This is a genomic window from Streptosporangium sp. NPDC001559 (assembly GCF_042893955.1).
Taxonomy (GTDB): domain Bacteria; phylum Actinomycetota; class Actinomycetes; order Streptosporangiales; family Streptosporangiaceae; genus Streptosporangium.
Genome location: NZ_JBIAVG010000007.1, coordinates 36,254 through 62,004 on the forward strand (window position 1 = coordinate 36,254; position 25,751 = coordinate 62,004).

Here is a 25,751-nt window from a genome sequence, read left to right on the forward strand (position 1 = left end):
TCCGAAGTCCCGCCGCACGTGTGAGGAGAGACCATTGATCCTGGTGGGAGTCGACGGGTCACGATCCGCGCTCGAAGCCGTGAGCTGGGCCGTACGGGAGGCCAGGCTGCGCCGTACCGGCCTGCGGGTCGTGCACGTCATGTCCTCCTGGCCCCTGGAGGCGGGTGAGGACACCCCGCACGCCGAGGTCGGCCGGTGGATGCGCGAGGGCGCCGAGTCCACGCTGGAGGGCGCGCTCGGCCGGATCCGCGAGGGGGGCGGCGACGTGGAGGTGACGTCGGAGCTGCTGCCCGGCGGCGACCCCAGACGGGCGCTGATCGAGGCGGCGGCGGACGCCGGGCTGCTGGTCGTCGGCAGTCACGGGCTCGGCGGATTCGAGGGCATGCTGCTGGGCTCGGTCGCGCTGGGGGTCGCCGGGCACGCGCCCTGCCCCGTGGCCGTCGTCCGGCGCGCGCCCGTCCAGCCGCGCGGACGGGTGGTCGTCGGCGTCGACGGCTCCCCGGCGGGGGCGGACGCCGTGGCCTTCGCCTTCGCCGAGGCCGAGGTCAGGGACGCGGAGTTGCACGCGGTGCACGCCTGGAGCCGGCCCATCGTGGGCTGCGGGCCGTTCGCGCTCGCCGACGCCGAGGAGGCGGCCCAGCGGGAACGGCGCGCGCTGGCCGAGGCCCTGGCGGGCCAGGGCGAACGTCACCCGGACGTCAAGGTCGTCGAGCGGCTGGAGTACGGCCATCCGGTCGAGGCGCTGCGGGAGGCCTCGCTGGAGGCAGACCTGCTGGTGGTCGGATCACGCGGACGCGGCGACCTGAAGGGGCTGCTGCTCGGCTCGGTGAGCCACTCGCTGCTGCACCACGCCGCCTGCCCGGTGGTCGTGACCCCCTTCCCGGGAAGGGCACCCGGAAGGGACGAAGATCGCGAGTCCGCCCCACGTGCGGCGTCGCGCCGGACGTGAGAACCCTCGCAGGGGGATATGCCATGGGTACACGAAGAACCTCCGCCCGCCGGGCGGCCCTCGTGGCCGCGGCCCTGGGCGCCGGGACCGTCCTGACGGCCTGCGCCCCCGGTCTCGTCCTCAACGCGGGGCCGCCTCCGGGCGCGCCCGCTCTCGTGTTCGCCGATGTCCTGGAGGAGCACAACGCCCAGGACGCGTTCTTCGCCCAGCGGATGATCCAGCACCACCGGCAGACGCTGATCATGACCGAGATGGCCGCGGCACGCGCGACGAACCCCGAGGTCAGGGCGACGGCCGAACGGATCGGACGGGCCCAGAAGGCCGAGATCGACCGGCTGACCGCCTGGCTGAAGGGCTGGGGGGACCAGATCCCGCCCCCCGATCCGTGCATGAGCCCGGGCAACGGCGATATGAGGTGCCGCGGAGACGAGGACGTCGGACCCGGCGCGGACCGGGGGCCGTACGTGATGGACCCCTCCGACCTGGAGGCGCTGAGCAGGACGTCCGGGGCGGGCTTCGACCGGATGTTCCTGAACCTGATGATCCGCCACCACAGTGATGAGATCGCCCTGGCCGGGATCGAGCAGCGGGACGGGCTGTCGCCGAAGGCCAAGGCCCTGGCCTCCTCGATCACCACGGCCAGAACCGCCGAGATCGTCCACATGCGGTCGATGCTCGTGCGGTTCTGAACGGCCTTGGGCCGCGTCACGTCGATGCCCGGACGGTCCGGCAGCGCCCTCGGGTGAGCTTGCATGAGGATCCAGCCGTCACGTTCCCTTGGCGGCAGGACCGAGAGCGCCAGGCTTCGGCGGCTCAGAGACGGTGAACACGGGTGGGTCAGATCCCTTGACTCAGATCGTCGCCGCGTTGGACGGTTCGGTCTCAACGGCGACGAGGAGAACGACGTGCCAGACGATCCGCCTGATTTACAGACCGTGCGCAGCACGGCCGAGTTCATGAGAGCCCTACGCCGGTTGAAAGCCTGGTCGGGCCTGACGTACAGGCAGCTGGAAGAGCGCGCCGAAGCCGCCGGGGACGTGTTGCCGCGCAGTACCCTGGCCAACGCCCTCGACCGGGAGCGGTTGCCGCGACCGGCGTTGGTGGAGGCCTTCACCCGGGCGTGCGGCTGCGACCCGGACACCGTGGCCGCCTGGGGGGCGCTGAGCCGGCGACTCGCCGCCGCGACGGGGACAGTACAGCCGCAACCAGAGTCCGCCGAGGCTTCGCGGCCCGACCGGACGCCGGCCGACGCCGGGCCCGATGAGTTCCCAGCCCGAAGGGACGTGGCGGGCGGGCGCAGGGCACGCCTGCGGCTGACGTTGCTCAAAATGGCCGCCTGCTCGGCCGGAATCCTGGCGCTGACCTGCGCCGACACCATCACGGAGCGGATCGCGGCACGCGCCACGCCAGACGTCGGGGTCGCGACCGACGACGCACGTTCATACGGTGTCGCCGCACCGCGACCGGACAGGCAGCTCATCCAACTGTTGCCCTCGCAGCTGTGCCTGGCGGAAAAGCCCGGCAGCGACCTCGGACTGATCTACCAGGCGCCGTGCGCAGGCGGTTTCCCGGTGACTCCGCGGCCCCGATCGGGCAGGCCGGGCGTCTATGAGTTCGTCACGATGCATCCGGTCTTCGGCGCCGGGTGCATGGGAATCGACAAGGGCGAGGGGCTGGTCAACACCTTCTGCGACGACGACGGATTCACCAGATACCTTGTCCTGGAGCCGGTCACGGCGGACGGTTTCCGGCTGCGGGTGCCCGGACGGTCCGGCTGTGTCGGCGTTCATGAAACCGATCACGCACATTCCTGGGCCCGGCTGGCACTACGCCCTTGTTCGGCCTCCATGAAGGGGCAGATCATTCGTTTCGCCCCCGCCGCCGCAGGCTGATCCCATGCGCATGACCCGGAGCAGGCCGGCGTCCGGTGCCTGTTCGAGCGGGCGTTGCCATATCTCAGTACACGTTCTCCACCGGCTTCGTCCGCGAGCGTTCGCTGAGGCGGGCCGTGTTTCGTCGTCGCCGTCCTCGGTCTTCCGGCAAGGCCTTCGACCTTGCCGGAAGGCCGGGACGAGGCGTACCGCCCGGATCGGGTCCCTGCGATACCCGGTTGAACGTGGCGCTGACGGTTAATCCATTGTCGTCTCTCGGTAAGAAAACGTCCGCTGCGCCTGAGAATAATTGAGCCGACCGCAAGAAAACGTCCTCCGGTCGCTGTTACCGGGGGCCCGAAACCGGGAGGTAAATTGATCCCTCCGAATTCTCTGGCCGGCTCGTTCGGGAGAGCCGCCGCGACGGTCGCCATCGCGGTGACGGGGATCCTGGCCGTCCCCGCTGCTCACGCGTCCATCGTCGTGCCGGCCGCGTCCCAGGTGTCGGCCAAGAGCTGGCATTTCCGCGATTCCTATCCAAACCGCGCTTTCTGTAACAGCGCTGCAGAGCAGATCAAGCGTGATAATCCGCACATCTACCCGCAATGCCGTGGCCCTTACGCAGGCGGCTGGTTCCAGCTCTGGCTCTACTACTGAGCATCACCGTCCGGAAACCCGGGTCAGACGAGGGGCGGACCCGGGCACCGTAGGCGGCCTGACCCCACCTGCTCCAGTGGTCAGGCCGCCGGACGAGCCGTCCGGCTCCTCCGGGCCGCTCTGAAGGTTCCCGGCTGTCGCACCGCTGCGGGACCGCGCGAGCGATGCGGCGCGGTAGCCGGTGGGGGTCGTTCCGTACGCGGTGCGAAAGGCTCGGGTGAAATGCGAGGGTATGGAGAACCCCCAGCGTGCGGCGATGGCGTGGACGGGCCGACCCGACAGGCGTGGGTCGGCGAGGTCGCGACGGCACCGTTCGAGCCTTAGACGACGGATCAAACCCGCGACGGTCGTCTGTCGTCCCGCGAACAGCCGCTGCAGAGAGCGTAGCGACATGTGGTGTGCGGCGGCGACGGTGGCAGGAGTGAGGTCCGGGTCGCAGAGATGGTCGCGGACGAACGCCTGTACCTGGTCCAGCCGGACCCGCAGGTGGGCGTCGGCCGGCGTGGCACCGACTCCCCGTGCGACGGGAAACGCCGTGGCGGTCGGCCTCTCCGGCAGGTCGTGGCCCAGCGGGAGTTGCGTGTAGGAGACGACGGCCAAGCGCCCCCGGGCCAGGTACGGCCCGTCGGAGAGCGCGCACACGACCCAGGGCCTCCAGTTCGTGTGGGGGGACGGTTCCCGGAGGTCGACAACCGCGTCGCCGCGCGGATCCGTTACAACGCAGCCGCACCGCATCACGACCAGGCGCACCGCCTCGGAATCCGGCCGGTGAACCACGGTCGCCGATCGCACCGGCTGGACCATCGGTGGGACCCCCACCCCGGCAACGGCGATCCCGCCCGGTTGCAGCCCTCGCAGCGGGACGCCGAAGCGCAGGAGAGCCGCCGCGGTGAGCGTCATGCCCACCAAGGGGAAGACCGGACTCCGCCATCCCTCGAAGAGGTCGGCCACCGGATGGGCGTCGGTGTACAGATCCAAATCCATTGCACCGTCCTTGTCATGCCAGAGGTGGTCTTCTCTGCGGAGAGGAGAGCCCTGGTCCGTGTCGTGTCGTCGGCTCCCGCGCCGCGTCGCCAAGCCGCGGTCACGGCCTGTTCGGCAGGCCCCTGTCCCGGCATGTCCTGACAAGGGGCCCTTCACGTCCGCCGCCGACCGCTCGGGCCCTCACAGCGTTGACCAGCGCGCCCTCCAAAACAAGGTCACGCCCCTGTCCGGGACGGTGGAAGAGCTGTCCCGGACAGGAACCGCACGCCAGCCTCCAGATCCGGCCGGGACGCGGACCGGAGACCGCCATGAGCCGATCATGTTCGTGCCCGCGCATGGCCGGATCGCGGGGCGCCACCGCCGTACTCGCCGAGGTGCTGACCGTCGACGGGATGGCGAAGACGATGCGTGAAAGGCTCGTAGTCGCGGATGGAGACGCGGAACGGCCTCACGGCCCGGTGCCGGGAGCGGGACGACGCGGGCCTGGTCGCCCTTGCCATGCGGAGGGTCGAGGAGGATCCAGGCGGGATCGAACGGTAGGAGCGCGGAAGCCGGCGCAAGGAAGAACGGATGCGCACCCGCAACGGAGCCGGACGGCGCGTTGAAGGTGATGATGTGTGATCAGGTTCGGCGCGGCCCGGAGAGGCGTTTCGTCCCTCTCGAAAGGCACGTGTTCATCCGAGGGCGCGCGAAGAGGTTATTACGGCTCGCCACCGGCAGGTTACGGAGCCGTTGGAGTCGAACCGGTGCTTGGCCGGCAAGCCTCGTCGAGTCAGCAGACGGTTGGCGACGGCGCTCCCGCAGGCGCCAGGCCGCGCCGGCGCGCAGCACGTCCAGTACGGTGCGCAGGGTCGGTCGGGCTCGGCCCGATCGAGAAGGGCGCCAGGGAACTCCTCGCCGCGCGCGTGCACGAAGCACGGCGGATATGCGCCGCACAGCGGCGGGCGGGAACGGTCGGTGTGGGCGCCGCCGGGGGCTTTCGGTGGCGAGGCGCTCGTGTCCGGTCGTCGCGCTCCTCGATCGCCACGGCCAGAACCGCCGAGATCGTCCACATGCGGTCGATGCTCGTGCGGTTCTGAACGGGTTCTCCGGCTCCGCCACGCCGTTGTGGAGGAGCCGCCCGGGCGGTCTGGGGATGAGTCCGCCCGGGCTCGAAGGGCGCGCTCCCGCCGAGGGCGCGCCCCCGATGCTCCGTGCCGGCCGAGGCCGGCACGGTCTCACGGTCCCGGAGGGCCGTCAGACGGGCAGGACCCGCAGGGCGGGGTAGTTGACCGAGTTCAGGTACAGCTTGTCGGTGCCGTGTTCCTTCTCCAGCTCCAGGACGAACCGGTAGCGGTAGAGCCCCGGCTTGGCGTCGCTCATCACCGCCCCGGCCCAGTAGTAGTAGACGGCGGTGTACTCGTCGCGCATCCGGTCGGGACCGCCGTAGACCTTCAGCTCGGTCATGATCCGGCGTTCGGCGACGTCGTCCTCGTCACCCTTCTCGACGTCGAGGAAGACCAGGTTGTTGATCTTCGGCATCGGGGGCCAGGTGCCGTCGGGACGGCGGTGCATGTCGATCGGGCGGATGATCCAGTTGATCACCTGGCCCTGCTTGCAGATGGTCTCCAGGTGGTCACCACCCTGGCCGACGCCGCCGACGCTGTTGTCCATCATGTAGAGGCAGCCGTCCAGGGACTTCGTCGCGGCGGCCTTCTCCATGTCGACGAGGGTCACCACGTTCAGCTGGACGGAGTTGAGCTGGCCGCGGTCGGCGAAGTCCGTGGCCGCGTACGCCTGGGTCATCGGCCTTACCTTCCCTCTGGGGCGGGACCGGCCAGGACGGGCCTGGCGGTCGGAGTGAACGGCGTGCTGACGGTGCCGAGCAGGAAGGAGAGCCGGTAGGGGACCGGCTCGGTGATGTCCTGCTTGACCTCGGCGGTCCAGAACACGATGTCGGTTCCGGGGTACACCTTCCGCACGGGCTCGGCGATCCGCGGGTCGATCTCGATGTCGGTGAGGGACACGTAGGTCTCGCACTCAAGCGGGAGCACGTTCCACAACAGGGTGTCACCCTTGTGCACCAGGCTGCGCAGCCCGGGGGTGCCGAACCCGGTCGACCCGGCGGCCCTGTTGGTGTCGTAGAGGTAGAGGTTGTCGTCCAGGTTCTCCGACGCGAGCGCGGCCACGGGGTCGACCACCGCGGTGATCGTCACGGGCCGGGCGGGCCGGCGCTGGGACTGTCTGGTTCTCGGGGGCATGCGGCTCCTCCGTTTCGAAGACGTTCCGGCTCGGTCCGGGTCAGCCGGCGGCCGGGACGGGCGGCAGCGGAAGCACGCCCAGTCCGGCGCCGGTGAACCCGTTGCGCTTCGGATCGCTGATGATCTTCAGGCTTGACGTGCAGGTCAGGTCGACGGACTCCCAGACCAGCTCGTCGTTGCGCTCGACCAGCTCGTGCAGCTGGACGTGCACGGTGTACGAGTAGACGCCGGGCCTGCTCGTGTCCACGGTCGCGGCCCAGTACCAGCCGTCGTAGACCATGTCGGGCGACCCGTACTGGGCCGGGTAGATGATCTTCTCGGTGACGGCGGGGCCGGTGATGTCGGTGATCACCGGGGCCGGGTAGTTGTAGGCGTCGGCGCCGGTGGTGGTCTTACCGGTGACGTCCAGCAGCTTGGCCGCGGTGAGCCCGCGCCCGCTTTGCCGGCCTGCGCGCTTGCCGACCCGCTGCTGCAGCCGCTTGAGGTCGGCCTCGCTCACGCCGCCCTCGCCGCTGAGCGCGGCGAGCTCCTCCAGCGTGCGCCGGTCGTCGGCGCGCTCCTGTTCGGCCAGATAGTTGCGCGGCACCGTCGGGGGGATCGCCCCCAGCGCCGCGGGCAGCCAGTTCAGCACCTGCTCGGTCGCCTGCGACCCGTCGAGGAAGTAGGTGCCGGGCACGATCGTTTCAAGCTGTTCGGTTCCCACTCCGGTGGAACCGATGAACTTCATGTTGTCGAACCAGTACGTGTTCCCGTCGAGCGAGCGCGTCTTCAGCGCGTTCTCGACATCGAAGAGCACGATGATCCCGTGTTGCTGGGCCATGAGACCGCCTTTCGCGGAACAGGGTTCACACGCGCAGCAGCGCGGGTGAGTCGACGTACAGCACGCTGTTGGGTCCTTCGTGGAGCTTGAGGGAGAGCCGGTACCGGTAGGGCACACCGGGCACCATGTCGTAGGGCACGACGCCCTCCCACACCAGCAGGTCGTGGTTGTCGTGCCCGTTGGAGGCCGTGGCGTCGACGCCCGCGGCGGGCACGACGGGGGACTCCACCGGGTACGGCTGCGCGGCCTGACCGGTCGTTTCGTCCGGGAGCGGGGCGACCGCGCCGGACAGGAACTCGATGGACTGGATCTCGACCGGGGTCTGCACGTCCACGTGGATGGGCGTCCAGTGGACGACCTGTCCCGGAACCACCGCCGTGACGAGGTCGGGGGTCCCCTGGTGCTGGCTCCCCGCCGTACTGTCGTCGATCAGCGAGAGATTGCCGTTGTGCAGCGTCCGGTCGGACAACGCCCCGACGGCGTCGACCATCACGACGATGTTGACCTTTTCTTTCATCTGTCCTCCCGTGTCGGGTGTCATTCGGGCACCTGGACGGCCAGGCGCTCAGCCCCGGTCTCTGACCAGGGGCGTCTTGCCGACGGTGGTCCGTTCGATCTGCGGCGACGCGGGCGGCACGAACACCAGGCGGAAGCCGTAGCCGGTCTGCTCGATGGCCGCCGCGTTGGCCTCCCGGTCGTTGAAGAGCGACAGGGAGGCGGGCAGCGCCTGGAGGAACAGCCGTCGCGTCCCGCTCGCGCCCAGGGCCCGCTCGACGGCCGCGGTCGTACCGTCGGGGTCGTCCACCGCCGCGAGCAGGGTGAGGGTCCGGTCCTCACGGTGGTTGTGGAACTGGAGCTCGTGCGCGATCAGGTCCAGGTCGACGCCGGTCGCCGAGCGCAGCCGCGTGCGCAGGGCCGCGTAGGCCAGCGTCGCCGAGTACTGGCTGTCGTTGAGGTGCAGCACGTCGGCGGTGCGTCCGGCGAACTCGAACCTCTCGGTGCGCAGCCCGGGACCGTCCAGGGCGGGACGGCGGATCATCCGGTCGCCGAGCTTGAGACGCAGCAGCGGCGCCTCGTCGGCGTGCAGCCGGGTGACGACCAGCTCGCCCTCCTCGCCCTCGGCGACGGCGCGGCCGTGCTCGTCCACGATCTCCACCAGGTGCAGGCCGGGTACGGCGGACAGCGCGGGTGAGGTGTGGTCGAGCTGGAGTCCGATGCACTCGGCCTGGGTCGCGGCGAAGTAGCTGAGGATCGACACGTTGGGGAAGAACGCCTGCAGCTCGTCACGCTTGCGCTGCGGCAGGGAGCCGCTGCCGTACATGGCGACCCGGAAGTCGGCCCTGGCCTGCGGGGACAGGCCCGCGCCCAGCTCGGGCAGGAGCGCGATGCCGGCGGTGATGCCCATCAGGGCCTTGTGGCCGGGGTAGGAGAACATGTGCTCCAGCACCGGCGCGCTGACCGGTCCCGCGCCGATGTAGTTGACCCCGGGCACGCTCGCCAGGACGCCGCCGACCATGGTCCCGCTGCTCCACATCTGGTAGTCGGCCAGGGTGGTGAACAGCCAGCGCGGCGCGGGACCGCGCAGGTAGCGGTTGAGCTGGTAGGCGCCCATGAACGCCCCGGAGATGCGGTAGGTGTCGCGCAGCTCCCGCAGGGAGTACACGATCTCCAGGGGCGTGCCGTCGCCGGTGCCGCCGCTGGCCACGACCTCGAACCCGCCCCGGTCGAGCGGCACGACCATCCCGGCCCGCGGGCCCATGAACATGTCCCGCTGCACGATCTTGTCCGACAGGGGGATCCGCTCCCACTCGGTCATGTCGGCGGGGACGTCGCGGATGCCGAAGTAGTGCAGTCGCTCGCGCCACAACGGGTTGAGCAGGCTGATGCCGACGAGCTGCTGCAGGCGGCGGAACACCAGCGCGTTCTGCAGGTCGAGCGGGGACTCGCAGTACGGGACGCCGGTGAGCCGCCCGCACTCGTCCAGCCTCTCCGCGAACGACGTCAGCCGGGTGACGTCGTCGACCGAGCGGGGCCGTAGCTCCTCCTCGGGGATCAGCTGTGCCGCCAGCCGTGCCGAGGCGGCGATGTCAAAATCCGTAATTGTCATGATTGACTCCCGTTCCGCTGGTCGTGCCGGGCCGTGGCGCTCGTACGCAGCACCCGTTGCCCGATGTCCCTGATCTCGGCGATGAGCATGGCCAGGTGGTCGGCGTCGATCAGGTGGTTCATCACCACCACCCGCAGCGCGGCCACCCCCTGGATGTCGACCTTGGAGATGAAGAAGCGCCCGCCGCCCCGTATCCGGTTGCGGATCTCCAGCTGCAACCGGTGCGCGGCCGCCGGTTCCATCCCGTCCGGCAGATACCGGAAGCACAGGATGTTGGACTCCGGCTCGTGCGCCACGGCGAAGTCCGGCTCGGCGGCGATCATCCGGTGCGCCTGCCGGGTCACCTCGCACAGCCGGTCGATCTTCTGCTCGAACAGCGCCGGGCCGTAGACCGACCAGACCGTCCAGAGCGGCATGATCATCGGGCGCTTGGTGCACTCGAAGTTCTTGTCCGCGCTGTCGTAGGCGCTGTATATGTCCGGTTCCTCGTCGAAGACGTAGCTGGCGCGCTGCTGGAAGGCCCCGCGCGCCGCCACACCGTCCCGGTAGAACAGCAGCGTGCACGGCGCCGGCATGAACAGCATCTTGTGGGCGTCCCAGGTCAGGGAGTCGGCCAGTTCGATGCCGCGCAGCTTGTCCCGGTGCTGTTCCGACAGCAGCAGGCTCGCCCCGTGAGCCCCGTCCACGTGGAGCCAGAGCCCGTGGCGGCGCGCCAGGGCGGCGAGGTCCTCCAGGGGGTCGAAGGCGCCGAGCGACGTGGTGCCGGCCGAGGCCACCAGGCAGAACGGCCGCAGGCCGCGTCGTTTTGCCTCGTCCAGCACCGAACCCGCCAGGTCGGGGCGGATTCGTCCCGCCTGGTCGACCGGCAGTCGGATGATCTGTCCTTCACCGATGCCCAGCACCCCGGCCGCCCGGGTCACGCTGTAGTGGGCTTCCTCGCTGATCGCGATGGCGGGCAGGCCCGGCGCGCCACCGGCGCCGCGCGTCCAGATCTGCGGGAAGGCGTGGTTACGGGCGGCCAGCAGCGCGGTCAGGTTGGCCAGGGAGCCTCCCGACGTCGTCACCATGGCGAACCGGTCGCGGTCCCAGCCGATGAACCGGTTGAGCTCCTCGGCCATGAGCCGCTCGGCGACGTTGGGGAGCTGCCCGGCCTCGTAGAAGGAGGAGGGCTGGTTGACCACCGAGCCGACCAGGTCGATGAGACCGGCCAGCGGCACCACGCCGGAGAACTGCCGCCCCATGTAGCCGGGGGAGTGGACCGGGATCCCGGTCTCGGTGTAGAGGTCGACGATCTGCTTCACCCGGTCGGCGTCGAAGTCGGCGACGCGCTGCCGTTCGGGGGTCATCAATCCCCGTGCGGCCTTGAGCAGCACCTCCGGGTCGATGAGGTCGAGTCCTCGGACCGACCGGTCGTCCAGATAGGCCGTCAGGCGGTTGACGATGTCCAGAGCGCCTTCGCGGAAACGCCCCGGGTCGAAGGCCGCGGTGAGGCCCGATGCGGAGTGCCAGAGGTCTTCACCGGTCGTCGGCTCGGGAAATGAACTCTGGACATCGGAAAGTGAACTCGTCACGAATGATGCTCCAAATGATCCGGCGTCGAGAACTCTTACATCTCGATGAGAATTCGAAAATGGCGGCTCGAACTCTTCTTCGGACGCGTTAGGTTCTCGCGGAAAATGCGTTTTCTACGGTGGTGCATCGAGCGGCAAAGGAACTCCGGCGCCCGGGTGGCGCGCGGCGTCATTCGTATCTTCGCAGGTCCGTCCCGGGGGGTAGAACGGTCCAACGCGGAGGGAGAACCCCAATCGACGGCATGGGAGAACCCGAAAAACTTTCGCCTTCTCCCGTTTTCCCCGTTCGACCGGTGCTGGTCGGTCCGGCGGTTCCGCCGGTTCTCAGGACCTGGTGAGGTCCTGTAGCCGGCGTAAAAGCAATCCGGCCCGAATTCCGTCCGCCGCACACGTTGGCACGCCCTTCATGCAGCAGACCTAATCATTAATGGCGGGAGTGATGCAACTCGAGCGATGGGCGTAGATGGTGTGGTTACGCATTGTGACTGAGGCGGGAGAATGTTCTGGAGGTTATTACCGTTCGGTAAATATGAGTTTTTCTCGCGAACCTGGATCAAGCTCGGGTTTTGAAATCCCCACCCGGGGTGACCTGCTCTTTCAACGGGACGTTTCTCCTGTATGCGTCAGCTTTCTCGAAACACGCTAGAAGTCTTAAGTTGGCTATATGACAGTCTTCTTCGGCGTGTCGGTCATAAAAGTGGACATTTCTTATGTTTCTGGGTGGTGTCATGCCAACGGCCTCCTGCGAGTGCCACCTTGGACCGGACGGTGCCGTTTCGCCGGGCGCGGCGAGCCGCGATCGCCGGTCTCGCCCGCCCCGCGGGCCGATCGAGGAGTGCGTGGGTCTGGCCGCCGGCGGGCGTCGGCCGGCCTCCACCGTCGGCACCGATTTCGGGCCCGCTCCCCGTATCCCGCGCGAGGGGGTCCTGCACCGGGACCGGTGGTGAGCCCGCGTCAGGCCTCCGGCCGGTCCACGGCTCCGGACATGGGACGGCCCAGCAGGCCCGTGGCGACGGCCGCGACGTGCGGGGCCAGGTCGGCGGTCCGCGCCTTGGCCAGGGCGGGGGTGGCCACTACCGAGCGCAGGATGCCGATGCCGACCAGCCAGGCGCTGAGCAGCTCGGCCCGCAGCTCGGCGTCGTCGCCCTCGGCCAGGTCCCGCAGGGTGTCGACGTAGGTGTGGCAGACCTCCTCGCGGATGTGCTGCCGGGTGTCCTCGTGGGCGGAGGAGCGCAGCAGGGCGACCAGGGGGTGCTCGCCGCCGTACTCCGTCCAGTCCTGATCGACGACCGTGCGCACCATGCGGGCGACCAGCTCCTCGCTCGGCCCGTCGAGCAGGTCGGCGGCCAGGTCGGCGACGGTGGCCTCCTCGAAGAGACGCTTCTTCGAGCCGAAGTAGCGGAAGATCAGGGTGGCGTCGACACCGGAGTCCCCGGCGATGTCACGGACGCTGGTGGCGTCGTAGCCGTCGCGGGCGAAACGCAGTCTGGCGGCCTCCAGCAGACGTGCCCGGGTGGCCTCCCTGTCCCTCTTCCGCATGCGGGCCCCTCCCTGGGTCATCGACCGTTGACATTTTACGTGGAGCCCGTGCTACGTTCCTTCAAGTCAGCGTTCGATGACTTAAGGGGGAAATATGCGAACATATGTGGTTGCGGGGGGAACGAATGGGATGGGGAGAGGGCTGGCCCTGCACTTCCTACGCCGGGGTGACCAGGTGGTGGTTGTGGGAAGCGATCCGGCCAGGGGGCGGCGTTTCCTCGAAGAGGCCGCCGGGCTGGGCGCGGGGGAACGGGCGACCTTCCTGCGAGCCGACCTGACCTCGGTCGCGGAGAACGCCCGGGTGATCAGGGAGGTCGGGGAGCGGTACGACGCACTGGACGGCCTGGTGTCCTCCGCGATCCGTCACTTCTCGCGGAGGACCGAGACCGCCGACGGCTACGAGGCCACCTTCGCCCTCTACTACGTCAGCCGCTTCCTGCTCGCCTACGGCCTGACCGGCCTGCTCGAACGCGGTGAGAACCCGATGATCGTGAACGTCTGCGGGGTCGGTGTCACCAAGGGGCGGATCCACTGGGACGACCTGTCACTCCAACGGGGCTACGGCGGAATCAGGGCCCTGCTGCAGGGCGGGCGTGCCACGGACCTCCTGGGCGTCGCCTATGCCGCCAACCACCCGGACGGCCGCGTCCGCTACCTGCTGCACCACCCCGGCTTCACCGACAGCGGCACCGACAGCCTTGGGCAGCCCGCCAAGGCGGCCGTCAAACTGCTGGCCAGGATCGCCGCCCAGCCGGTCGAGAAGGCCATCGCGCCGATCATCGAACTGATGGACGACCCGCCGGGCGGAGGCGACCTGCTGGCCTACGACCGCCGCCGGCCGCTCGATCCCGCGCTGTCCTCGCTCGACCCGGACGCCGCCCGCCGCCTGTACGACCTGACCGCTCACCTGCTGAACCCCTAGCCGTACGGCCGGCGTGCCGTACCGGGAAACGGGAGCGACCTCACGACCGACGGCGACGCCGTGGTGACCGGCCCGCTGGAGTGGTCACGGCACCGGCGGAACGGGCCGACGTCGAGCTTCTCGCGCCGCTCGGCGCCGTGGAGGGCGAACCACCGGCCCGGGTGGACGAGGCGCGGTTCCGCGCGGACATTGAACCATATGGTTCACTGATGCTATGGTGAACCATATGGTTCAGCGAGAGGTTCTCGACCAGGTGTTCGCGGCGCTCTCCGACGGGACGCGCCGCGACATCCTCGTCCGGCTCGGCGAGGGGCCCGCCACGGTCTCCCAGCTGGCCGAACGCGCGGGGATCACGGTCACCGGGCTGGCCAAACACGTCAAGGTCCTCGAAGAGGCGGGCCTGGTCGCCACCGAGAAGGTCGGCAGAGTACGGCGGTGCCGCCTCGGACCGGAGCGCCTCACCGACGTGACGGCCTGGATCGGCCGCTACCAGCGGCTCTGGGAACGCCGCATGGACGGCCTGGACGTCTATTTCACCCTGAGGAAAGGCACCGAGCCATGAACGACGCCTCCCAGCTCCGGATCACCCGGGTGCTCCCCGCCACCCCCGAGGAGGTCTTCGACGCCTACACCGACGCGGACAAACAGAAGATCTGGTTCTCCATCCTCGACGAGCGCCCCGGCGTCGTCGAGATCGAGGTGGACCTGCGCGTCGGCGGCGTGCAGACCGCCGTGTGGGGGCCGGACGAGGACAACCTGTTCCGCGAGCGGCAGACCTTCCTGGTGGTCGAGCGTCCGAACCGGCTGGTGTCGGAGGTGACCGGCAGCTCGCCCGACGGCGCGACCATGACGACGCACGTCGAGGTCACCTTCGCCGAGCAGGCCGACGGCCAGACCCTGATGACCGTCGTCCAGTCCGGCTTCCCGGCCGAGGAGACCCGTGACTTCTTCGCCAGGGAGGCGTGGGCGGGCGCGCTCGACCGGATCGAGGCGTTCCTGCGGCGCGCGCCCCAGGACGCCCGGTGAGTCACGGGGAACGAGGGGCGAGCGTTCTGCGCAGGCCGTACACGACGGCCCCCGCGGCCAGCACCGCGCAACCGGCGACGACCGAGGAGAGCGGCAGGGAGAAGGCGAGGACGAGGCATCCGGCCAGGCCGACAAGGGGCACCGGCCGTGGTGGACGTCCCTGCGCCGGGCTGAGGGTCCAGGCACTGACGTTGGCGACGGCGTAGTAGACCAGCACCCCGAAGGAGGAGAAGCCGATCGCGCCACGCAGGTCCGCCGTACCGGCCAGAACCGCCACGGCCGCGCCGACGACCAGCTCGGCGCGGTGCGGCACCGCGAAACGCGGGTGGACGGCGGCCAGGGCGTGCGGAAGGTGCCGGTCGCGGGCCATGGCCAGGACGGTTCGTGAGATGCCCAGGATCAGCGCCAGCAGCGAGCCGAGCGCGGCGACCGCCGCGCCCACGCGTACCGGCCCGGCCAGGGCGGGCAGCCCGGCGGCACGTACGGCGTCGGCCAGCGGAGCGCTCGCCCCCGCGAGCCGGTCACCCCCCAGCACGGCCAGGACGGCGACGGCGACGGCCGCGTACACGACCAGGGCGAGGCCGAGCGCGACCGGGATCGCCCGGGGAATGGTGCGCTCCGGGTCCCGGACCTCCTCGCCCAGCGTGGCGATGCGGGCGTATCCGGCGAAGGCGAAGAACAGCAGGCCCGCCGCCTGCAGCACCCCGGTGACGGTGACGTCGGAGGCGAGGTCCAGACGCGCGGCGTCCGCGGCGCCCGAGGTGAGGCAGGCGACCGCGACCGCGGCGAGCACGGCCACGACCACGGCGACGATCGCCCTGGTCAGCCACATGGTCTTGTGCATCCCCGTGTAGTTGACCGTGGTGAGCGCCACCACGGCCGCGACCGCTACCGCGTGTGCCTGCTCCGGCCACACGTAGAGGCCGACGGTCAGCGCCATCGCCGCGCACGAGGCCGTCTTGCCCACCACGAAGCTCCACCCGGCCAGGTACCCCCAGAAGTCCCCCAGCCGCAGGCGGCCGTAGACGTAGGTGCCGCCGGAGGCGGGGTAGCGGGCGGCCAGCCGGGCAGAGGAGATCGCGTTGCAGTAGGCGATCACCGCGGCGATCGCGAGCCCGAGCAGCAGCCCGGCCCCGGCCGCCCGCGCCGCAGGGGCGAAGGCGGCGAAGACACCCGCGCCGATCATCGACCCCAGGCCGACGACCACCGCGTCGGCCGGTCCCAGTCGCCGCGCCAGCCGTTGCTGTCCGGTGCGAGCCATGGCGACCTCCAGCGGGATCGGACGTACGGGGGTCTCGCGCTCCAACCGTAGTGGCCGCCGTCCGCCGATCCCAGCCGGGACGTCTTCTCAGTGAGGTGTCACCTGGGCGTGCTCGTGCACTGCAGGTTGAAGGACGCCCAGTTGGAATAGGAGTGGGTGGGGGAGAGGATCTCGATCGCCTCCGAGTGGGTACCCGGCGCGCCGATCAGCCAGGTCGTGCTGACCGACCTGGTCGTCTGGCCGAGACCGAAGTACACCTCCTGTATCGGGGCGGAGGCGTTGTCGCTGCGGATCCAGCGGTAACGGACCGTTTCCGGGGTGAGCAGCACCGAGATCTGGCCGGTGAAGGTGAAGGTGTGCCCGTGTGAACAGTCACCGCTCCAGCTTGTGGGGCTGACCCACACGTTGGCGGTGGGGTAGGCCAGGGCGCCGGAGGCCCCGGCCGGGGGCGGGCCGGGGACGGCTCCCGCCGGTGTAGCCGGAATCGCTGCCGCCACGCTCAACGCGGCGATCGGCGCCATTCGCGTCCAGTGCATCGCTGTTCCTCTCGTGAGGCCGGTGCGCTCAGTGAACAACGGCTCACAGAACCGGTCCATGGCCGCCGGCGCCGAGGACGTTCACACCGCGACCGGCGCCCCACTCCACCGGCCCCGTCAAGGACGGAAGTCGTCGGCGTGCTCCCGGGCCCACTCGGCGAACGTCTGGGCGGGCTTCCCGGTGAGTCTCTCGACGATGATCGAGGTCTCCGGGACGGCCCTGGTGCCCGCCTCCCATGAACGCATGATCGCCTCGACCCCCATCTGGGGGATCTTCCTGCTCAGATCGGCCCGCGCCTCCTCGGGCGTCACCACCTCGATCGGGATCTCCCTGCCGATGGCCGCGCCGATGTGCCCGACCTGTTCGCGCAGGGTGAGCGCCTGCGGGCCGTACAGCGTGTAGGCCTGCTGCCCGTGGCCCCGCTCGGTCAGCGCCAGCACCGCGACCGCCGCCATGTCCCGTTCGCCGACCGGGGCGATCAGCGAGTCCGGGTACGGCAGCCGCACGGCCTCCCCCTTCTTGATCGGCTCCGTCCACCACCAGCGGGTGTTGGTCGCGAACATCCCCGGGCGGACGAAGGTCCACGAGATCCCGGACTCCTCAAGGGCGGACTCCACGGCCCGGTGCTCGCGCGCTATCGGGTTGTGGGCGGAGCCGGGGTGCACGACCGCGGCGGAGGAGAGCAGCACCACGTGCCGCACCCCGGCAGAACGCGCGGCCGTCACGAATCCGTCGACGCCCTCGGACCTGGCGTAGAGGAAGACCTGCGAGGCGCCCTCCAGCGCGGCGGGCAGGGTGTGCGGCGCGTCCAGATCCGCCGCCACGTGGGAGTCGTCCGGGGTTCTGCTCGTCAGCCGGACCGGAACGTCCAGCGCGGCGAGACCCGCGGCGACGTGGCGGCCGACACTTCCCCTGGCGCCGAAGACAACGGTGACCATCGTGTGGGTTCTCCTATTCATCTTCCTCGGTCCGCTCATCGGTGAGCAGCCTGACGAGCTGGGTGCGCAGGATCCGCCGGGTCTCCGGTGACAGCGGGTCGCCACCGAGGATGTCCTCGACGAGCTGCGGCATCGTGACGGGCGCGAGCGTGATCGCGTAGGCGGCCAGAAGCGCGAACGCCGGGTCGATCCCGGTGCGGATCTCACCGTTCTCCTGCCGTCTTCTGGCCTCGGCCACCGCCGCGACCGTCTTCTCCCGCTGCTGTTCCGCCCGCAGCCGTTCCTCCTCGGCGTCGGCGAACGGGCAGTCGCCCAGCGCCTGCCAGGCCACGAACCTGGCCCAGTCGGGCCGGTCGAACGTCGCGTCGAGGTAGGCGCGGATCCGTCCGGCGAACGAGGCCCCGGGCGGGACGATCGTCGCCTGGATCTCCTCCCTCCGGCGCCGGAGCTCGTCGAGCAGCCCCTGCTTGCCGCCGAAGTGGTAGGAGATGAGTTGCTGGTTGACCCCGGCCCGCGCGGCGATGCACGCCGTACGGGCTCCGGCGTAGCCCTTGGCGCCGAACTCGGCGACGGCCGCGGCGAGGAGGCGTTCCCGTGTCTCCTCCGCCGTCCGCGCGCGCTCGTCCGGGGAGGGCTTCCTCGATGAGGTCATGTGGATCATGATAGTCAATCATTTGGTTGAATGAGGAATTCTCCGGGGCCGCCGTGCGGCGGCGGGGCGGCGGATGCGATGCTCCTCGAAGAGAGCGCCTGGCACCGGTCGTCATGTGGCGGAGCCGCCTCCCGAGGCGTGTCAGGGTCCGCGCTCTGTTCGGGACGTCGTCACTCGCTCCTCACAGGAGGCCTCTTGACCGTCATTCCCGCCGGGGACTTCGACTACGAGCGTCACGGCCACGGCTACGCCGGGCAGCGCCGTACGGACCCCCGCATCGCCGCCCACGTCCACGCCGCGCTCGGGCAGGCCAGGACCGTCGTCAACGTCGGCGCGGGCGCCGGCTCCTACGAGCCGCTGGACCGGCACGTCGTGGCGGTCGAGCCGTCGGCCATGATGCGTGCCCAGCGGCCCCGTCACCTGGCCCCCGCGGTGAACGCCGCGGCCGAGCGGCTGCCCTTCGACGACGGCGCCTTCGACGCGGCCATGGCCACCGTCACCGTCCACCAGTGGAGCGATCTCGAGCAGGGCCTGCGCGAGCTGCGCCGGGTCAGCCGGGGCCCGGTCGTCGTCCTGACCTTCGATCGCGACCTTCTCGACCTGTACTGGCTCGCCGAGTACTCCCCCGAGATCATCGCCGTGGAACACCGGCGTTTCCCGCCGATCGACCTGATCGCCGCCCACATCGGGAGCCGTGCCGAGGTGCTGCCGGTCGCGGTCCCGATCGACTGCGTCGACGGCTTCGCCGAGGCCTACTACGCCCGCCCCGAGAGCTTCCTCGACGCCGAGGTCCGGGCTTCGCAGTCGGCGTGGGGTTTCGTCGACGACGCGGTCCAGGGCCGTGCCGTCGATCGGCTGCGGAGCGACCTCGAAAGCGGCGCCTGGGACGAGCGCTTCGGCCACCTGCGTGAGCAGCCCGAGTTCCTCGGCTCCCTCAAGCTCGTCGTCGGGCACCCGTGACCCCGTGGAACGAGGATCCGTTCCACGGATCCTTCACCGGCTCCGGCGACGGCCTCTGAGCGACGGCGGGCCGTTCAGACCTGGGACTCGGCCTTCCACGCGGGCCAGCGCTGCTCGACCGGGCGGGGAAGGTCTGCTGCGTACCACGTGCGCAGTGGCACCCGCACCGGATGGGACGGCTCGGCCGGCACCGGCGTGTCGGTCAGCCGTGCCAGGGCCTCGTGGTCGGAGGCCTCGGTCGCCAGCCGCTCGTTGCCGACCATCGGGCTTGACCACCAGTTGATCGGCATGCTGGTGCGCACCCGCTGCGCCTGGTCACGGCTGGGCAGCACCGCGTGGACGGCGTCGCCCCGGGCGACCACGAACCGGTTGCGGCGTGGCGCGATGGTCCACGCGCGTTCGAGGCGGCGCGGGACGAGTGCCGTGCCCTCCTGGTCGCAGACCTGGGAGGAGAAGATGGTCGCCCCGCCCGCGTCGCCGAGGTAGAAGACGCTGGCGGCCGTCGGCGGCCGGACGACGCCGTCGCGCATGAACAGCGCCTCGTCCTTGTCCACGTGCCAGGGCTGGAAGTGGTAGGCGGGGGCGCGGCGGACCCACCACTCGACCCCGGCATCGGGCCGGTCAAGCTGCGGGAGGCCGACCAGCGCCTTCAGATGGCGCAGGACGGCCGCGATGAGCGGCGGCCCGGGCGCGTCGAGACCGGTCCAGAAGGACAGTGTGCGGTTCGGCAACGCGGCGGCCGCGGCGCTGAGCGCCTCGAGCAGTGCCGGGGGCAGCACGTCGTCGAAGACTCGCGGCGCGAACGGATCGACATCCATCAGACACCTCCCCAGGAGCATCGTTCGGCCAGCGCGGTGCGTACGACGCCGAGCCGTTCCAGTGTCATGAGCGCGTCGGCCAGTTGGGGGAAGGGGACGGACAGCTTCCGTGCCAGGTCGCCCGCGGTGAGCGGCGGCCGCGCGGCGAGGTGCTCGGCGAACGCGGCCGACCACGACACGCCCCGGATCCGGCCGACGACGGTCCCGGCGCGAACGATCTCGACGCCGTCGGTTTCGGCCCTCAGCACGACGTTCTCGGACAGGACCGGCTCATCCCGCGGCACCCAGTCGTGATAGGGCGACGCGACCTCTTCGATCCGGTCCAATGCCCAGAGATCCGGCACGCCGGCATGAGTGACCATGCAACGACCCCTCAGAAGACACGTCAACGTCCGGGCGCTTGATTGCCGCCGCCGAATTCCGACCATAACAGCGGCTTTCCATTCCCGCCACCCGCACCATTGATTATGTTGTCTGCGCCTGTTAACTTTTGTCAGAATCGTCGTCCACCCTCGAAAGAGGTATGTATGGCTGAGAACCTGGCTTCCGAGTCTGAGCTCCCCGCCGCAGGCGAGGAGCACGTTCCGTTCACTGTCGAAATGATGGAACTCGACAGCAACCCGATCATTCTGCAGCCGAAGTCCTACTGACGTCGCACATGGCGAATTCGTATCAGGCTGCCTCTGGATCACATTCTGTGGCGTCCGAAAACAGCGATTTCGCCTATCGTCTCGCCCCCTGGGTGGTCACCGCCGCCCAGGGGGCGAGTGCATTCCTCCTGGGCCCGAAACTTTCATTGGTCCACCTTGCAACCGATATGGTCGACGCATCCACAATTGCGCAGGCCATGGGCGTCGACAATGCGGTGGGCGCGGGTTTCATCGAGCCTTCCGCGCTCTCCGGCGATTTGGAACCGGACGATTTCGGCCCGGACGGTTCCGGGCCCGGCGCACCGGTGACGGGAGTGCTCGTGCGCGGCGCCGGCGTGCCGGCCCGCGCGTGCGCCGCGCTGGCCCGCCGTCTGACCGCCGCCGGTCAGGCCCGATGGGTGGTCGGGCGTCCGTCGCTACCCGAGACGTTCGTCCTGATCGTCACACACCGCCAGGCCGACCACGACGCGCTGGCCCGTACGCTGCGCGCGGGACGGCTCCTGCGCGTGGGCGAGTCCTTCGAGGGCCTGTACGTGACCGGCCCCGCGCCGCCCGCTGGGCCGCTCTCCGCGCCACTCTCCGGGCCGGGACCGGACCGGCGCTGGGCGTTCGAGCACCGGCTCGCCGAACTCGGCCTGCACGACCGGCCCTCCACGACGCTGTGGCGGTTGCGCGCCGACCCGGACGGCCTGGTCCGCGCCGTACTGGCCGCGACCCGCCACACCGCGGACGACGCCGTCCTCGCCGACTCCGGGAGGCGGGTCTCCTTCGCCACCTCCGCCGCCGTGCGCCGTACCGCGTTCCGCGACGTGCCGGACACACAGGCGTGGACGTTCGGGATGGTGCGCGGACTGAAGGCCGGGCCCGGGGCGGTCGCGGGCAGCCACATCGCCACCTGCCGGACTCCCTCCTCCGGTCAGGACCACCTGGAGGGCAACAGCGGCAAGGGAACCGATCCGCGGACCGCGGTGACCGGCGCGGTCGGGGAGGCCGTCGAACGCTACGCGGCCTACGAGGCCAACTGGAGCCTGCCGCCGGCGGCCAAGACGTCACGCCGGGTCGACCTGGCGCAGTTCCATCCGTACGGCGACATCTGGGACCGTGACCCGGCGCCCACGGCCGACTACGTCGACGGTACGGATCTGACCGACCACACCACCGTCGCGGTGCCCAAGGCCCTGGTCACATTCCCCTACGTCGGCGCCGACCGGCCCACCTACGGCGGCACGACCGGTCTCGCGGCGGCACCGGACGTCGCGGACGCGACCCTGCGCGGCCTGCGCGAGGTGCTTGAACGCGACAGCCTCTACCACCACTTCACCGGGCTTCGGCCCGCGTACCGGCTGGACGCCGCGGCCTCCCTGCGCCGTCTCCGCCTGACCGGCGCCTTCCGCGGCGACCTCTGGGTCCTGCACTGGCCGAACCGGGAATACCTCATGCCCGACGTGCACGCCTTCCACCACGACCCGCACGCCGGACTGCTCGTGCGCTCCAGCGGATCCGGCCTGACGTTCGACGAGGCCGTCGACTCGGCGATGCTGGAGCTCTGCCAGGTGTACCACGAGGGCGTGCGCGCACACCGTGCAGGAGCCGCGACGAGCACCGTGCACGCGCGGTGGCGGCAGCCGTCCGTCATCGACGAGTGCCGCCGATACCTGGACTCCCAGCGCCCGCACGCCGTACCCGAGATGCCGTACCACGACGCGCCCGGCCAGCTGGAGCACCTGGTGCGCCGCCTCGCCGCCGCAGACCGCGGACCGATCATCGTCCGGCTGCCGCTGCGCGGCCCCGACTGGACCGTGGTGCGGGTGCTGGTACCGGGGGCGGCGACCGTGCCGTACGCCTCGGCCAGCCGCGGCGGGGCCCGGTTGCCCACCGACGCGCCGTGGCGGCACGGCATACCGACCTGACCGACCGACGACGACAAGGAGCCGAAGTGAGCACCATCGACGCGTTCCGTGAACTTCAGGACGCTCTGACCGCCGTCGAGGAACAGACAGGAACGGCGGACGACGACCGTTCGGCGCACGCGCTGGCCGCCGCCCTCGCGGGCTCGACGGCACTCGCCCGGGTGGACCCGGGACTGCTTCTCGCGGAACTGCTGGCGGACCCGCGAGGCTGGCCGGACCAGTCGTGGGAGAACTACTTCGGCAACGCCTGCGTCACCGTGGTCAGGACCGAGACGATCCGGGTCGACGTACTGTACTGGCTGCAGAACTCCTCCACCCTGCACAAACACGTGTCGTCCGGCGCGTTCCTGGCGCTCAGCGGCCGCCGTGTCCACCTTGAGTACGACTTCTCCGCACTCGACGCGCTCGGTGACGGCGTCACGTCCGCGACGCTGTCGGCGACCAGCCGCACCATGATGCGCGCCGCGTCGGTCTCGCCGATCCTGCCGACCCTCGTCCACGAGCTCTACTGGATCGAGAAACCGTCGGTGACGGTGGCGGTGCGACGCGCGCCCGCCCAACCTGTGGCGGGCGGCCCCGAGCATCGGCCGCACGAGTTCGTCGGTCCCGGCGTCGGATACCTGCCCGCCGCCTTCCACCGCACATCCAACGTCCAGCGATGGATCGACGGGCTCGGCATGCTGCGCCGCGCGAACCGGCGGCTGTACCTGCGAACGCTGGAACAGGCGATGACCGTGGTGGATCCGATCCATCTCATCCACGTGCTCGACGAGCTGAGCGACAACCCGCCCGACGAGGTGTCGGCGCTGCTGGAACGGGCCGCCGCGGCCCGCGCCGACGACGACCTCGCCAGGCTCGCCCCTACGGTGCCCGAGTTCCGCCGCCGGAAGATCTTCTCCCGTGTGTTCGCCCCCGGTGTCGACGCGCAGCTGCTGGCCGGTCTGCTGTGGGCGGGCGCCGAGGGCGGAGAACTGGCCGCCTTCCTCAAGGACGAGGGCGTCACCGATCCCGACCGGTTCGTCCGCGACCACGGCGAGTCGCTCAGCGCCCGGGACCCTCGCGTCGCCCCCTACGTCGAGCACGCCCGGCGGTCGCTGCGATGAGCGGACGACCGGACATCACCACGTTGTGGGAGAGCGGGCCCGGTGTGATCGACCCGCCCTGGGACACCGGCGCCTTCACCGAGGAGCGGCTGTTCACGCTCGCGTGCACCGCCGCGGCCACCCGTACGACGCTGCCCGACCCGCAGGACGTACGGCTCTTCACCGACGACAACATCGTCAACCCCACCCAGCTCGACCCGTATCTGCCCGACCGCGGGCTGGACAGCGGCTTCGCCGGATACGCCGACCGTCTCCGCGGTCAGGTGCGGTCCTTCGCGTTGACCGTCAACTCGCTCCAGCAGTTCGACTGGGACTTCTGGCGCGTCCTGCGCCGCCAGGCCGACGCCGTCGTCGCCGCGACCGGTTCAGGGCCGGCCGGTGGGGTCGACTGCCACCTCATCGCCTCCGCGTACGGCACCGCGCCGACACTGATCCACAAGGACACCGCAGGCGTCTTCACCCACGTCATCAGCGGCACCAAGCGCTACTACACGTGGCCCTTCGAGGTGTTCGGCCGCGTCGCGGGCGCCGAGGCGATCCAGCGTCAGGTGAACCTGCCCTCGTCGGTGCGCGTCGAGGACCATCGCGACACGGCCACCGTGGTCGAGGGCGGCGCGGGCACCGTCATGTACTGGCCGTCGGACCGCTGGCACTGCGCGACCTCAGACGGGGCGGCGACGGTGTCCCTGCACATGGCGTACTACCAGTGGGACGACCGGCTCGCCACGGTGCTGCGGCGGCTGCGCAAGCAGGCCGAGGCCGACCTGGGCGTCGCCCGGTTCCTGGGCGGCACGCCGGGGGAGGAGGACACCGACCGGGCCGACGCCGTCGAGGCGGCCGTGCGCAAGGCCCTGACCCGCGTCCTCGAAGGCACCGGCCTGGACCTGCAGACGCGTCTCAGCCGGTTGCGGCGCCGGACCGCGTCGAACTTCGAGGTGGTGCCGCCGCCGCGGCCGTGCCCCGGCCTCACGGCCACCGACCCGCTCACGGTCCCGGACGTGTCGGCCGTGGCGACGCTGGTCGTCGACGACACGACCTACCTGGCGGCCAACGGGCACGTCATGCGTGTGCGCGGCGGCGGATGGCTCGACGGATTCCTGGCCACGCTGGAGCCGGGTACGACGCGGACCCTCGCCGGATGGAGCGAGACGATGCGCGCCTCCGGTGGCCCGCCGGGCCTCGCCGAAGCCGCGACGCTCATGCGGGAACTGGTCCGGCGCGGCGCACTGGACCAGGAAAGGACGACGTCATGAAGCTGACAGACGGGGCGTTCGTGGCCGTCAAGGACGGCCGGCTCGTTCTCGGCCATGTCGACCGGCCGTTCACCCTCTGGCAGGTCGATCCGGGTGTCCTCGTCGTGCTGGCGGAGATCGCACGCGGCACGACGGCGCAGGACCTGCCCGAGGCGCTCGCCCCCCTGACCGGGCTCGATCGGCACGCGGCCGCCGCCCTGCTCGGGCATCTGCGCGGGGCCCGTGTCGTGGCCGACGAACCGGGCGTCGCACTGCGTGACGTACACGCAGAAATCGCGAAGGTCGTGTCCGCCGCTCCCGACCTCGACCACGACCACGACTTCCTCGAAGCCGCCTGGCAGTGTGAGGACCTCACCCTCACCTCGGCCGCCGCGCAGTACGCCCTGTGGTCGGCGGTGGGTCACATCGTCGGCAACGCCATCCCGGGCGCCGTGGTGGAGTGCGGTGTCTGGCGGGGCGGCAGCATGCTGCTGGCCGCGCTGGCCCTGCTCAACCATCATGTCGAGGACCGCGACCTGTACCTGTTCGACACGTTCGACTGGGCCTGGGAACCGGCCGGTGGACACGACGGCATGGTCGGGGCGGAGGAGCGGACGACCGGCGCCGAAGCCGCGACGCCGGAGCACATGTCATCCGGCACCTCCGCCGCCGAAATCCACAAACGGATCACCACGGCGGGCTACCCGGGCGAGCGTGTGCACTGCGTGACCGGCTTCGTCCAGGACACCGTCCCCGGGAACGCGCCGGACCGCATCGCGCTGCTGCGCCTGGACACGGACCAGTACGAGTCGACCCTGCACGAGCTGCGTGAGCTGTACCCGAGAGTGGTGCCCCACGGGGTGGTCATCGTCGATGACTACGGCAAGTTGAGCGGCGCCACGCAAGCCACCGATGAGTATCTCGCCGGGCTGGACCATCGGGTGCTGCTGCACCGCATCGACACTCAGGGCCGTGTCTTCGTGAAACCCGCTGAAAGGTAGGAC

Annotated in this window: 27 protein-coding genes; 13 read left to right on the plus strand and 14 right to left on the minus strand. The window is 70.3% G+C overall.

The window, feature by feature from the left end:
* The first annotated feature begins 43 nt into the window (after positions 1–43).
* The 4 genes from ACFYY8_RS17190 to ACFYY8_RS17205 all read left to right on the plus strand — a co-directional run bounded on the left by ACFYY8_RS17190 (position 44) and on the right by ACFYY8_RS17205 (position 3,477).
* Positions 44–949 carry a universal stress protein gene (locus ACFYY8_RS17190; protein WP_390042416.1) on the plus strand — a complete coding sequence of 302 codons (906 nt, stop codon included), beginning with the start codon at positions 44–46 and terminating at the stop codon, positions 947–949.
* Positions 950–972: 23 nt separating this feature from the next.
* Entirely contained in the window at positions 973–1,638 is a 666-nt protein-coding gene (locus tag ACFYY8_RS17195; RefSeq protein ID WP_390041738.1) for a DUF305 domain-containing protein, read from the plus strand.
* A 216-nt stretch (positions 1,639–1,854) separates the two neighbouring features.
* Positions 1,855–2,841, plus strand: coding sequence for a helix-turn-helix domain-containing protein (locus ACFYY8_RS17200; RefSeq protein WP_390041740.1), 987 nt, complete (start codon positions 1,855–1,857; stop codon positions 2,839–2,841).
* 354 nt (positions 2,842–3,195) lie between these two features.
* Complete coding sequence (locus tag ACFYY8_RS17205; RefSeq protein ID WP_390041742.1) at positions 3,196–3,477, plus strand: hypothetical protein; 282 nt, start codon at positions 3,196–3,198, stop codon at positions 3,475–3,477.
* A gap of 3 nt (positions 3,478–3,480) precedes the next feature.
* Here ACFYY8_RS17205 and ACFYY8_RS17210 read toward each other — a convergent pair whose 3' ends face one another.
* The 8 genes from ACFYY8_RS17210 to ACFYY8_RS17245 form a co-directional block, all read right to left on the minus strand.
* Complete coding sequence (locus tag ACFYY8_RS17210) at positions 3,481–4,461, minus strand: helix-turn-helix domain-containing protein (RefSeq protein ID WP_390041744.1); 981 nt, start codon at positions 4,459–4,461, stop codon at positions 3,481–3,483.
* A gap of 1,236 nt (positions 4,462–5,697) precedes the next feature.
* A complete protein-coding gene (locus ACFYY8_RS17215; protein ID WP_390041746.1) occupies positions 5,698–6,246 on the minus strand; it encodes a hypothetical protein in 549 nt (182 codons plus the stop codon).
* Positions 6,247–6,251: 5 nt separating this feature from the next.
* Entirely contained in the window at positions 6,252–6,701 is a 450-nt protein-coding gene (locus tag ACFYY8_RS17220; RefSeq protein WP_352013406.1) for a hypothetical protein, read from the minus strand.
* A 40-nt stretch (positions 6,702–6,741) separates the two neighbouring features.
* The gene (locus tag ACFYY8_RS17225; protein ID WP_390041749.1) at positions 6,742–7,521 is read right to left on the minus strand and encodes a hypothetical protein; all 780 of its coding nucleotides are present in this window, start codon (positions 7,519–7,521) and stop codon (positions 6,742–6,744) included.
* Between the two features lie 25 nt (positions 7,522–7,546).
* Positions 7,547–8,038: a hypothetical protein gene (locus ACFYY8_RS17230; RefSeq protein ID WP_390041751.1), complete on the minus strand. Its 492-nt coding sequence runs from the start codon at positions 8,036–8,038 to the stop codon at positions 7,547–7,549.
* 48 nt (positions 8,039–8,086) lie between these two features.
* A complete protein-coding gene (locus ACFYY8_RS17235) occupies positions 8,087–9,628 on the minus strand; it encodes a hypothetical protein (RefSeq protein ID WP_362911949.1) in 1,542 nt (513 codons plus the stop codon).
* Complete coding sequence (locus tag ACFYY8_RS17240; protein WP_390041754.1) at positions 9,625–11,199, minus strand: pyridoxal phosphate-dependent decarboxylase family protein; 1,575 nt, start codon at positions 11,197–11,199, stop codon at positions 9,625–9,627. The genes ACFYY8_RS17235 and ACFYY8_RS17240 overlap by 4 nt, the downstream gene beginning before the upstream one ends.
* Positions 11,200–12,153: 954 nt before the next feature.
* Positions 12,154–12,738 (minus strand): TetR family transcriptional regulator, encoded by a 585-nt coding sequence (locus ACFYY8_RS17245; RefSeq protein WP_390041756.1) that lies wholly within the window; start codon positions 12,736–12,738, stop codon positions 12,154–12,156.
* A 94-nt stretch (positions 12,739–12,832) separates the two neighbouring features.
* Between ACFYY8_RS17245 and ACFYY8_RS17250 the strand changes: the two genes are divergently transcribed.
* The 3 genes from ACFYY8_RS17250 to ACFYY8_RS17260 all read left to right on the plus strand — a co-directional run bounded on the left by ACFYY8_RS17250 (position 12,833) and on the right by ACFYY8_RS17260 (position 14,686).
* Entirely contained in the window at positions 12,833–13,660 is an 828-nt protein-coding gene (locus tag ACFYY8_RS17250) for an SDR family NAD(P)-dependent oxidoreductase (protein ID WP_390041758.1), read from the plus strand.
* Between the two features lie 226 nt (positions 13,661–13,886).
* Positions 13,887–14,222 (plus strand): ArsR/SmtB family transcription factor, encoded by a 336-nt coding sequence (locus tag ACFYY8_RS17255; protein ID WP_390041760.1) that lies wholly within the window; start codon positions 13,887–13,889, stop codon positions 14,220–14,222.
* Entirely contained in the window at positions 14,219–14,686 is a 468-nt protein-coding gene (locus ACFYY8_RS17260; RefSeq protein WP_390041762.1) for an SRPBCC domain-containing protein, read from the plus strand. Before ACFYY8_RS17255 ends, ACFYY8_RS17260 begins: the two co-directional genes overlap by 4 nt.
* 1 nt (position 14,687) lies before the next feature.
* Here the strand turns inward: ACFYY8_RS17260 and ACFYY8_RS17265 are convergent, their stop codons facing one another.
* The 4 genes from ACFYY8_RS17265 to ACFYY8_RS17280 all read right to left on the minus strand — a co-directional run bounded on the left by ACFYY8_RS17265 (position 14,688) and on the right by ACFYY8_RS17280 (position 18,074).
* Positions 14,688–15,947: an APC family permease gene (locus ACFYY8_RS17265; RefSeq protein ID WP_390041764.1), complete on the minus strand. Its 1,260-nt coding sequence runs from the start codon at positions 15,945–15,947 to the stop codon at positions 14,688–14,690.
* Between the two features lie 98 nt (positions 15,948–16,045).
* Positions 16,046–16,483, minus strand: coding sequence for a hypothetical protein (locus ACFYY8_RS17270; protein ID WP_390041766.1), 438 nt, complete (start codon positions 16,481–16,483; stop codon positions 16,046–16,048).
* A 117-nt stretch (positions 16,484–16,600) separates the two neighbouring features.
* Positions 16,601–17,422 (minus strand): NAD(P)H-binding protein, encoded by an 822-nt coding sequence (locus ACFYY8_RS17275; protein ID WP_390041768.1) that lies wholly within the window; start codon positions 17,420–17,422, stop codon positions 16,601–16,603.
* A 13-nt stretch (positions 17,423–17,435) separates the two neighbouring features.
* Positions 17,436–18,074 carry a TetR/AcrR family transcriptional regulator gene (locus tag ACFYY8_RS17280; protein WP_390041770.1) on the minus strand — a complete coding sequence of 213 codons (639 nt, stop codon included), beginning with the start codon at positions 18,072–18,074 and terminating at the stop codon, positions 17,436–17,438.
* Positions 18,075–18,269: 195 nt separating this feature from the next.
* On the opposite strand from ACFYY8_RS17280, the gene ACFYY8_RS17285 reads away from it, so the two are divergent.
* Positions 18,270–19,034, plus strand: a complete 765-nt coding sequence (locus ACFYY8_RS17285) for a class I SAM-dependent methyltransferase (RefSeq protein WP_390041772.1) — start codon at positions 18,270–18,272, stop codon at positions 19,032–19,034.
* A 74-nt stretch (positions 19,035–19,108) separates the two neighbouring features.
* Here ACFYY8_RS17285 and ACFYY8_RS17290 read toward each other — a convergent pair whose 3' ends face one another.
* Both ACFYY8_RS17290 and ACFYY8_RS17295 read right to left on the minus strand, forming a co-directional pair.
* A complete protein-coding gene (locus ACFYY8_RS17290; protein WP_390041774.1) occupies positions 19,109–19,852 on the minus strand; it encodes a hypothetical protein in 744 nt (247 codons plus the stop codon).
* On the minus strand, positions 19,852–20,214 hold the full coding sequence (locus ACFYY8_RS17295) for a hypothetical protein (protein WP_390041776.1): 363 nt from the start codon (positions 20,212–20,214) through the stop codon (positions 19,852–19,854). The genes ACFYY8_RS17290 and ACFYY8_RS17295 overlap by 1 nt, the downstream gene beginning before the upstream one ends.
* 165 nt (positions 20,215–20,379) lie before the next feature.
* On the opposite strand from ACFYY8_RS17295, the gene ACFYY8_RS17300 reads away from it, so the two are divergent.
* The 5 genes from ACFYY8_RS17300 (at position 20,380) to ACFYY8_RS17320 (ending at position 25,748) form a co-directional block, all read left to right on the plus strand.
* A complete protein-coding gene (locus ACFYY8_RS17300) occupies positions 20,380–20,502 on the plus strand; it encodes a hypothetical protein (protein WP_390041778.1) in 123 nt (40 codons plus the stop codon).
* 197 nt (positions 20,503–20,699) lie between these two features.
* Positions 20,700–22,412 carry a YcaO-like family protein gene (locus tag ACFYY8_RS17305; protein ID WP_390041780.1) on the plus strand — a complete coding sequence of 571 codons (1,713 nt, stop codon included), beginning with the start codon at positions 20,700–20,702 and terminating at the stop codon, positions 22,410–22,412.
* A 26-nt stretch (positions 22,413–22,438) separates the two neighbouring features.
* On the plus strand, positions 22,439–23,515 hold the full coding sequence (locus ACFYY8_RS17310) for a hypothetical protein (protein ID WP_390041782.1): 1,077 nt from the start codon (positions 22,439–22,441) through the stop codon (positions 23,513–23,515).
* Positions 23,512–24,768 (plus strand): hypothetical protein, encoded by a 1,257-nt coding sequence (locus ACFYY8_RS17315; RefSeq protein ID WP_390041784.1) that lies wholly within the window; start codon positions 23,512–23,514, stop codon positions 24,766–24,768. Before ACFYY8_RS17310 ends, ACFYY8_RS17315 begins: the two co-directional genes overlap by 4 nt.
* Positions 24,765–25,748, plus strand: coding sequence for a TylF/MycF/NovP-related O-methyltransferase (locus ACFYY8_RS17320; RefSeq protein ID WP_390041786.1), 984 nt, complete (start codon positions 24,765–24,767; stop codon positions 25,746–25,748). The genes ACFYY8_RS17315 and ACFYY8_RS17320 overlap by 4 nt, the downstream gene beginning before the upstream one ends.
* Positions 25,749–25,751: the final 3 nt, after the last annotated feature.